The organism is uncultured Streptococcus sp., assembly GCF_915066115.1.
In the GTDB taxonomy this organism is placed as follows: domain Bacteria; phylum Bacillota; class Bacilli; order Lactobacillales; family Streptococcaceae; genus Streptococcus.
Window position 1 is genome coordinate 1 of the sequence record NZ_CAJZDT010000104.1, and the last position, 6,697, is coordinate 6,697.

The 6,697-nt window shown below is 36.8% G+C and carries 13 protein-coding genes, 1 tRNA gene and 2 pseudogenes; 3 read left to right on the plus strand and 13 right to left on the minus strand.

Going from position 1 to position 6,697, the window contains the following annotated elements; translation table 11 throughout:
• Positions 1 to 238, plus strand: a pseudogene (locus QZ565_RS07265) (ImmA/IrrE family metallo-endopeptidase); the annotation flags it as partial.
• A 108-nt stretch (positions 239 to 346) separates the two neighbouring features.
• Here the strand turns inward: QZ565_RS07265 and QZ565_RS07270 are convergent.
• The 11 genes from QZ565_RS07270 to QZ565_RS07320 all read right to left on the minus strand — a co-directional run bounded on the left by QZ565_RS07270 (position 347) and on the right by QZ565_RS07320 (position 4,559).
• Positions 347 to 631 carry a hypothetical protein gene (locus tag QZ565_RS07270; protein WP_295527590.1) on the minus strand — a complete coding sequence of 95 codons (285 nt, stop codon included), beginning with the start codon at positions 629 to 631 and terminating at the stop codon, positions 347 to 349.
• Positions 632 to 706: 75 nt separating this feature from the next.
• A complete protein-coding gene (locus tag QZ565_RS07275) occupies positions 707 to 1,039 on the minus strand; it encodes a hypothetical protein (RefSeq protein ID WP_295527593.1) in 333 nt (110 codons plus the stop codon).
• A gap of 139 nt (positions 1,040 to 1,178) precedes the next feature.
• Positions 1,179 to 1,493, minus strand: a complete 315-nt coding sequence (locus QZ565_RS07280) for a nucleotidyltransferase domain-containing protein (protein WP_124788008.1) — start codon at positions 1,491 to 1,493, stop codon at positions 1,179 to 1,181.
• A 68-nt stretch (positions 1,494 to 1,561) separates the two neighbouring features.
• Positions 1,562 to 1,939, minus strand: a complete 378-nt coding sequence (locus tag QZ565_RS07285; RefSeq protein WP_125410932.1) for a type II toxin-antitoxin system HicB family antitoxin — start codon at positions 1,937 to 1,939, stop codon at positions 1,562 to 1,564.
• A gap of 57 nt (positions 1,940 to 1,996) precedes the next feature.
• On the minus strand, positions 1,997 to 2,185 hold the full coding sequence (locus tag QZ565_RS07290) for a type II toxin-antitoxin system HicA family toxin (protein ID WP_001131503.1): 189 nt from the start codon (positions 2,183 to 2,185) through the stop codon (positions 1,997 to 1,999).
• Positions 2,186 to 2,459: 274 nt separating this feature from the next.
• Positions 2,460 to 2,531 (minus strand) — tRNA-Arg (locus tag QZ565_RS07295).
• Positions 2,532 to 2,573: 42 nt separating this feature from the next.
• Positions 2,574 to 2,921 (minus strand): 50S ribosomal protein L19, encoded by a 348-nt coding sequence (gene rplS, locus QZ565_RS07300; protein ID WP_001068669.1) that lies wholly within the window; start codon positions 2,919 to 2,921, stop codon positions 2,574 to 2,576.
• Between the two features lie 118 nt (positions 2,922 to 3,039).
• Positions 3,040 to 3,369 carry a fluoride efflux transporter CrcB gene (gene crcB, locus QZ565_RS07305; protein ID WP_295527606.1) on the minus strand — a complete coding sequence of 110 codons (330 nt, stop codon included), beginning with the start codon at positions 3,367 to 3,369 and terminating at the stop codon, positions 3,040 to 3,042.
• The gene (gene crcB / locus QZ565_RS07310; RefSeq protein ID WP_295527609.1) at positions 3,363 to 3,737 is read right to left on the minus strand and encodes a fluoride efflux transporter CrcB; all 375 of its coding nucleotides are present in this window, start codon (positions 3,735 to 3,737) and stop codon (positions 3,363 to 3,365) included. The genes crcB (QZ565_RS07305) and crcB (QZ565_RS07310) overlap by 7 nt, the downstream gene beginning before the upstream one ends.
• Positions 3,734 to 4,000 (minus strand): chorismate mutase, encoded by a 267-nt coding sequence (locus QZ565_RS07315; protein ID WP_295527612.1) that lies wholly within the window; start codon positions 3,998 to 4,000, stop codon positions 3,734 to 3,736. The genes crcB (QZ565_RS07310) and QZ565_RS07315 overlap by 4 nt, the downstream gene beginning before the upstream one ends.
• Positions 4,001 to 4,115: 115 nt before the next feature.
• Positions 4,116 to 4,559: a flavodoxin gene (locus QZ565_RS07320; RefSeq protein WP_295527616.1), complete on the minus strand. Its 444-nt coding sequence runs from the start codon at positions 4,557 to 4,559 to the stop codon at positions 4,116 to 4,118.
• Between the two features lie 103 nt (positions 4,560 to 4,662).
• Between QZ565_RS07320 and QZ565_RS07325 the strand changes: the two genes are divergently transcribed.
• Both QZ565_RS07325 and QZ565_RS07330 read left to right on the plus strand, forming a co-directional pair.
• Positions 4,663 to 5,598: a bifunctional oligoribonuclease/PAP phosphatase NrnA gene (locus QZ565_RS07325; RefSeq protein WP_295527618.1), complete on the plus strand. Its 936-nt coding sequence runs from the start codon at positions 4,663 to 4,665 to the stop codon at positions 5,596 to 5,598.
• 95 nt (positions 5,599 to 5,693) lie between these two features.
• Positions 5,694 to 5,936: a type B 50S ribosomal protein L31 gene (locus QZ565_RS07330; RefSeq protein ID WP_000710764.1), complete on the plus strand. Its 243-nt coding sequence runs from the start codon at positions 5,694 to 5,696 to the stop codon at positions 5,934 to 5,936.
• A gap of 92 nt (positions 5,937 to 6,028) precedes the next feature.
• Here QZ565_RS07330 and QZ565_RS07335 read toward each other — a convergent pair.
• Both QZ565_RS07335 and QZ565_RS07340 read right to left on the minus strand, forming a co-directional pair.
• Positions 6,029 to 6,250, minus strand: a pseudogene (locus tag QZ565_RS07335) (tyrosine-type recombinase/integrase); the annotation flags it as partial.
• The gene (locus tag QZ565_RS07340) at positions 6,229 to 6,390 is read right to left on the minus strand and encodes a transposase (RefSeq protein WP_261045198.1); all 162 of its coding nucleotides are present in this window, start codon (positions 6,388 to 6,390) and stop codon (positions 6,229 to 6,231) included. The pseudogene QZ565_RS07335 and the gene QZ565_RS07340, both read right to left, overlap by 22 nt.
• Positions 6,391 to 6,697 lie beyond the last annotated feature (307 nt).

Sequence of the window (6,697 nt, forward strand, 5' to 3'; positions counted from 1 at the left end):
CGATTGCAACAAGTCACTTTCTCAAATTGATACTTTTAAAAGTCACATTGAAAACAACAGTGAAAAAGGACGAATCCTTGATTTTATGAGTTTAGTGAATAGTGAATATCCAATAGATGAACACTTCAACTATCAAGACTACCTAAAAAACGCTGATATTCCAGCCAGCTATGAAAACTACGTTAAAGAAATAGCTACAAATTTTTATAATGAAAACAAAAAAAATAACATTATCTAATGATAGTGTTATTTTTTCTATTTCCGAACAAATTTCAAATACTTGGTTATCCACTTTGACCTAAAAAACGAATTAAATATCCAATAACATTTAATTTTCCTTCGTTTTTTACTCTAAAATAACTGTCCCCCAAAATTCATTATTACAAGTTACAAATAAAGAATTGTTTAAATTCCCAGTAAAAAATCCCCCACCTTTTTTATTGAAATCAAATTCAACAAAATAGACTTCTAAATCTCCTTCATATTCTTTCTTAACTGTCATATCTGAGCCAGCTTCCATTTCTTCTAGCTGATCCGAATACTCCTTCAGAAAATCTCTCACAAAATAATTAAATTTTGAAATCATGTTTTTGGGAACTCTATCCTGATAACTTATTTCTTTAATTTCCATATTCTATTTCCTTAACTAACCAGCAATAATTTCCAAAAATCTTATCTCTTAAGCTGGTAAGATATCACATTTAATTTATCTAATAACTATTTCAATATTGTCATCTGAAACTGATTTAATCGTCAAAATTCCATCAATATATGTCATTCGATAATAAGACGAGCCATACGAAAGATATAGACCTAAATCCTTAAAGTTTGTGTACCCTGCCTCATCCCAGGAAATATCCACTCGCATGTAAATATTACAGTCAAAAGCTGCCACATTAATTATATCATTAACTATCAAATTTCCATTTTTTATAACCGAAACATTTTTTGGCAAAGTTAAAGTTCCATTATCTTTTAGATAATCCAAAACAGCACGCATACTTTCTCGCTCTTCAGCAATCGGAAGTCTATCACTCATTTTAATTATTCTCCTTTTTTGTTAAAATTTCAAAATTTTCATCATCTAAAGGTAAATTATATCTTCTTACTTTTTTTCCAAAACAGCAACAGCCTTATCAAGATATAAAACCATATCCTACAAATACGCTATATCAGTTTCAAGAGATTGACTTCTCATAAATAACCTCTCTATCATTCAAAAAATTTTTCTTAACTAACTTCCCAATATTCGTTTTAGGAGAAAGTAAATCACTAACCAATAGAATATCTATATTACCATCAAAAATAGTTAAAAGCCTACCATATACATCAAAATATATCGAATCATCCTCTAACTCCAAAGCAATATCAATATCACTTTTTCCATCAGCTTCACCCCTAGCATAAGAGCCAAATAGATAAATTTTAGATAAATCATATTGTTTAGCAACAGGAACAATTTTTTCCTTTATCTGATCTATTGTATAAACCATTGCTTCTATCCTTTTTTAATATTGTCAATACATTACAATCATATCCCTATTAAATACAGGCTTTAAATTTAAACTTGCAACTTCTTCTCTAATGCTTGTGCCAAAACTTCTGAATAGTTAATCTTTTCTCGATCAGCAAGACGAACTAGCCATTCAGGAACGGTCACGTTCTTTCTAATCGCCTTGTTACTTCTCACAAAAGGCGCAGGATCTACTTGAATCATTGATACAAAACCATCTGAAACTTCAATCTTTAAAATATCACTTGGAGTAGGCAACGCCATCCCTTCATCGATATAAGAAGCTAAAACATTTTCAAGCATTTCTCGAGCATTTTTCATCGCTTCATCGATATTTTTTCCTTCTGTACCACCGCCAAATTCTGGGAATTCTACCCAATATCCTGTTCCTTCTTTATGAAAAATAGCTGGATATGTTTTTAACATTCTACTACCTCCAACATTCTACTACCTCTTATGTAAAAAGACTTAGGAAAGTAAAAATTACAATCCTAAATCTTTGAGAATCTTTCTTTCTAATCCCTTTCCCAAATCTTCATTTCCATGAACTGGAATCGTAACGAGATAAGAAAAACCCTCTTTCTTAAAATGATGATGACTTCCTCTTTGACGAACTTCAACCCATCCATTCTCAAGAGCTAGTTTCACCATTTCTTTACCTGTAAGTGGCATATATAGTCGTTACCTCCTTACACTTACTATTATACGCATTATATGTATGAATGTCAAATTAAAACAAAACACTTTTTTTCTCAATAACTACAAAATAAAATAGACCAGCTTCCTGATCTACTTTATTCTATATTCATTGACTTTTGGTCAAATTTTGGTCACACTTTGGTCAAAGATTCCAAAAATACTAACCTATTTTAAAAAACTAAATTGTGATGATTGCCCATAAACAAACACTTTGAATATTCTTTACGCTTCTTTACGCTTCCCAAAATGCCCCCTGCAGGAATCGAACCTGCAACTACTCCTTAGGAGGGAGTTGTTATATCCATTGAACTAAGGGAGCTAGATAAAAACTCTGCTGAAGAAGCAGAGTTTTTTAGTCGAATTAACGACGGATTTCTTTGATACGAGCTGCTTTACCTTGAAGAGCACGCAAGTAGTACAATTTCGCACGACGTACTTTACCGTAACGAACAACTTCGATTTTTTCAACACGTGGAGTGTGGATTGGGAAGATACGTTCAACACCTACACCGTTAGAGATTTTACGAACTGTGTAGTTTTCTGAGATGCCAGCACCTTTACGTGCGATAACAACACCTTCAAAAATCTGGATACGTTCACGGTTACCTTCGACAACTTTCGCGTGTACACGAACAGTGTCACCAGGACGGAATGATGGGATATCTGTACGAAGTTGACCTTCAGTCAAGCTTTGGATTAATGGATTCATTTTATTCTCCTATCTTTGTCAATCTTGAGGAATCTTCCTCAGCGGATAAACTGTATTTTTGTGCGTCCATTACACACAAGATACAGTTTACCAAATTTCCACAAAAAAGTAAAGAAATTTACAACAGAATTCCTAAAAAAATCGCAACCAAACCACCTAGGTAGGTCAAAGCCAGATAAGAATAAAAGACCTTCTTATCACTTAGCAACCTTTGGAGTTCGTCATTCAAGGTCGAAAAAGTTGTCAAACCTCCACAAAATCCTGTTGCCAGAATAGCATAGACTTCCTTGGACTCAATATGATTGTAGAATAAGCCAATCAAAAAACAACCTAAAAGATTAGCTATGAGCGTTCCGAGAGGCAATTTAGATGCTTGATTATAGCGAGAAAAGAAATACCGCACGAGCGCTCCTAAGCCACAAGCAATTGCAAGATAGATGATTACCATTTCTTCCTCCCCAAATAGTAAGCCAAGAGCAAACCTCCTCCGATGCTCAAAAACAAATACAGGACTAAACTAAGATAACGCCCTGTATCAAGCAGTTTTACAGCATCAAGCATGAGACTAGAAAAGGTTGTTAATCCACCGCAAAAACCTGTACCCAGTGCTAAAATCAAGCCCTTACTAGTCCCCTTATAGACCAGAAAGCCTTTTACCAGATAAACCAAGCAGAAAATTCCCAGATAGTTGACAAAGAGAGTTCCCCAAGGAAAATCTGGACTGGCTGGTAACCAAGTGGAAACTAGATAGCGAATCAATCCGCCCACCATAGCAGCTAGAAAAATTCCTAGCGGATAAAATTGTTCTTTTTTCATTTGATGTTTTGATCCTGATAATCACGCGAACGTTTGAGTATGTCAGAAAAAGTCGCGACAATAGTCTCCTGATAGAGCTTGTCCTCTACACGACTTCTAACCTTTTCAAAAATAACTTCTTCTCTCTTGGTATCTAAAATCGGCTTACCTGATGCCTTCTTATAGGCAACTACTCCCTCAACCAAATGCATTCGTTCTTCTAACAGTTTGACAATTTGGTCGTCGATTTGATCAATTTCTTGACGAATAATATCTAAATCCATACAGTCTCCTCCTTTATTTGAATTATTGTATCAAAAAGCCACCAAATAGGCTAGTAAAATCCCAACTCACGATAAGAAAAATGCACTGATTGATTGCATCAGCGCACTTTTATGCTTATCCTAATTTAGCAGCCAATTCTTCTGCGAATTGTTCCAAGCGTTCAATATCTTCTTCCTCGGCAGAAAGGTCAACTTTAACACACTCTGAACCTTTTTCTGCCCCTGTTGACACAAAGACACGGTCAAAGTCATCAACAGCCTTACAGAATTCATCGTAGAAGGTATCTCCTGAACCAACCACTCCGTAGATTTTGCCATTCAAGTTGAGGTCTGCTAAGTCTTCGTAGAAGTCCATCATCTCATCTGGCAATTCTCCATCACCATATGTATAGGTCGCAACGATAGCGATGTCTGATTCCAAGAAGTCTGAAGCGTCAACAGTTGTACATTCATCAACATCGACATCCAAGCCCAAGTCACGTAATTTGTCTGCTACAATATCTGCAATTTCTTCGGTATTACCGGTCATACTGGCAAATACAATTTTTGCTAATGCCATATCGTCCTCCTCAATTTATCTTTCTCCATTATATCACATCTTTTTCATTTTAAAAATAAAAATTCTTGTGCTACAATGAAATGAGAAAGAATTGAGGTTATTTATGGACATTTGCCATCAAATTTTAGAAAAAATTAAAGAATACGACACGATTATCATTCACCGCCATATGAAACCAGACCCTGATGCCTTGGGAAGTCAGGTAGGTTTAAAAGCCTTGTTGGAGCATCATTTTCCAAAAAAAACCATCAAAGCCGTTGGTTTTGATGAACCAACTCTTACTTGGATGGCTGAAATGGATCATGTTGAAGATAGTGCCTACCAAGGCGCCCTTGTCATCGTCTGTGATACGGCGAATACTGCTCGTATTGATGATAAGCGCTATAGTCAAGGTGATTTTCTCATTAAGATTGACCATCATCCAAATGATGATGTATACGGTGACCTATCTTGGGTGGATACTAGTTCAAGTAGCGCTAGTGAGATGATTACCCTATTTGCCCAAACAACCCAACTGGCCCTGTCAGATCGTGCTGCGGAGTTGCTCTTTGCAGGAATTGTTGGTGATACAGGTCGTTTCCTCTACCCTTCTACCACTGCACGCACCCTCCGCCTGGCTGCCTCTCTGAGAGAACAGAACTTTGACTTTGCGGCTCTCACTCGCAAAATGGACACTATGAGCTACAAAATTGCGAAACTTCAAGGCTACATCTACGACCATCTGGAAGTGGATGAAAATGGTGCAGCGCGCGTTATCCTGAGTCAAGAAATCTTGAAACAATTCAATGTGACCGATGCTGAAACTGCGGCTATTGTGGGGGCACCTGGACGCATTGACAGTGTGAGTCTTTGGGGAATTTTTGTGGAACAGGCTGATGGCCACTACCGCGTTCGCTTACGCAGTAAAATCCATCCTATCAATGAAATTGCCAAGGAACATGATGGTGGAGGCCACCCCCTAGCAAGTGGTGCCAATTCCTATAGCCTAGAGGAAAACGAAATCATCTACCAAAAGTTAAAAAACTTGCTTAAAAACTGATAAAATACTTGCCAAACTTTTCAGAATCTGATAGACTAGTATGGTAACAATCTATGGCTCGCAAAGAGACCATGGCAGAAAGGAAATATTGCAAAATGAAAAAAGATATCCATCCAGAATATCGCCCAGTTGTCTTCATGGACACAACTACTGGTTACCAATTCCTTAGCGGTTCAACAAAACGCTCTAACGAAACAGTTGAGTTCGAAGGCGAAACTTACCCATTGATCCGTGTGGAAATTTCATCAGACTCACACCCATTCTACACTGGACGTCAAAAGTTCACTCAAGCAGATGGACGCGTGGATCGTTTCAACAAAAAATACGGTCTCAAATAATCAACCGCATTTATTGCTTAAAAACGTTGATACAAAGCCTTTTCCAAGAAGTTGGAATTGGCTTTTTTTGTTTTTGGTACCGTCTTGGAAAACTAACCTTTTGCACTATCCAGGTAATCTACAAATTTTGTGATAGCTTTCTTCTCTCCTACTACTGTAGAATGGCTATAAGTATCCAAGGTCATCTGACTACTTGCATGCCCTAACCTTTTGGCTGCATTAACAGGATCTACACCCGTTTCAATCATCAAGATAGCATGAGTATGTCTGAAGCCATGAGGAGTTATATTCTTCAAGTCATTTTCCCTGATAATGGGCTATTGATAGTGCGGTAGCTGACATCCAACTGCCTTGTTAGGTATTGCATAGCGAGATTTTCAATCATCATTTTTTCAATTTTTCGTCCAGAGAAAATCCCTTGTGAATAGGCAAATAGAAAAATGGATACAAGCATTTTAGAGTGATAAGACGGGCGACTAAAGGCATGATAGAAGGCGTGGAAGTGACAATCTTCCAAGGTATTCACTACTTTTCAATAGTAAAGACGAGATGGTCTTGTGGCAAGAAAGAACGGATTTCTAGTGGTAAAGTTGTTTGATTTGTGTTATAGTGAATATGCATGGGATATCCTTTCTAAATGGTTTATTAAGCAATTTTATTTTGGTAAGACTATCGCAACCATGTAAAAAAGCAACGGCAAATCCGTTGCTTTTTTTGGAGACAAGAGACTATTGTCCCAGACTCTTTTTCTTGATTAAAAT

What these genes read in the sequence shown, in the direction of transcription:
- crcB (WP_295527609.1), bottom strand. Translation starts at nt 3,737, where the DNA reads ATGAAAAAAGAACAATTTTATCCGCTAGGAATTTTTCTAGCTGCTATG.
- QZ565_RS07340 (WP_261045198.1), bottom strand. Translation starts at nt 6,390, where the DNA reads ATGCTTGTATCCATTTTTCTATTTGCCTATTCACAAGGGATTTTCTCT.
- QZ565_RS07315 (WP_295527612.1), bottom strand. Translation starts at nt 4,000, where the DNA reads ATGGATTTAGATATTATTCGTCAAGAAATTGATCAAATCGACGACCAA.
- rplS (WP_001068669.1), bottom strand. Translation starts at nt 2,921, where the DNA reads ATGAATCCATTAATCCAAAGCTTGACTGAAGGTCAACTTCGTACAGAT.
- QZ565_RS07270 (WP_295527590.1), bottom strand. Translation starts at nt 631, where the DNA reads ATGGAAATTAAAGAAATAAGTTATCAGGATAGAGTTCCCAAAAACATG.
- QZ565_RS07275 (WP_295527593.1), bottom strand. Translation starts at nt 1,039, where the DNA reads ATGAGTGATAGACTTCCGATTGCTGAAGAGCGAGAAAGTATGCGTGCT.
- QZ565_RS07290 (WP_001131503.1), bottom strand. Translation starts at nt 2,185, where the DNA reads ATGCCACTTACAGGTAAAGAAATGGTGAAACTAGCTCTTGAGAATGGA.
- QZ565_RS07285 (WP_125410932.1), bottom strand. Translation starts at nt 1,939, where the DNA reads ATGTTAAAAACATATCCAGCTATTTTTCATAAAGAAGGAACAGGATAT.
- QZ565_RS07325 (WP_295527618.1), top strand. Translation starts at nt 4,663, where the DNA reads ATGGACATTTGCCATCAAATTTTAGAAAAAATTAAAGAATACGACACG.
- QZ565_RS07280 (WP_124788008.1), bottom strand. Translation starts at nt 1,493, where the DNA reads ATGGTTTATACAATAGATCAGATAAAGGAAAAAATTGTTCCTGTTGCT.
- QZ565_RS07330 (WP_000710764.1), top strand. Translation starts at nt 5,694, where the DNA reads ATGAAAAAAGATATCCATCCAGAATATCGCCCAGTTGTCTTCATGGAC.
- QZ565_RS07320 (WP_295527616.1), bottom strand. Translation starts at nt 4,559, where the DNA reads ATGGCATTAGCAAAAATTGTATTTGCCAGTATGACCGGTAATACCGAA.
- crcB (WP_295527606.1), bottom strand. Translation starts at nt 3,369, where the DNA reads ATGGTAATCATCTATCTTGCAATTGCTTGTGGCTTAGGAGCGCTCGTG.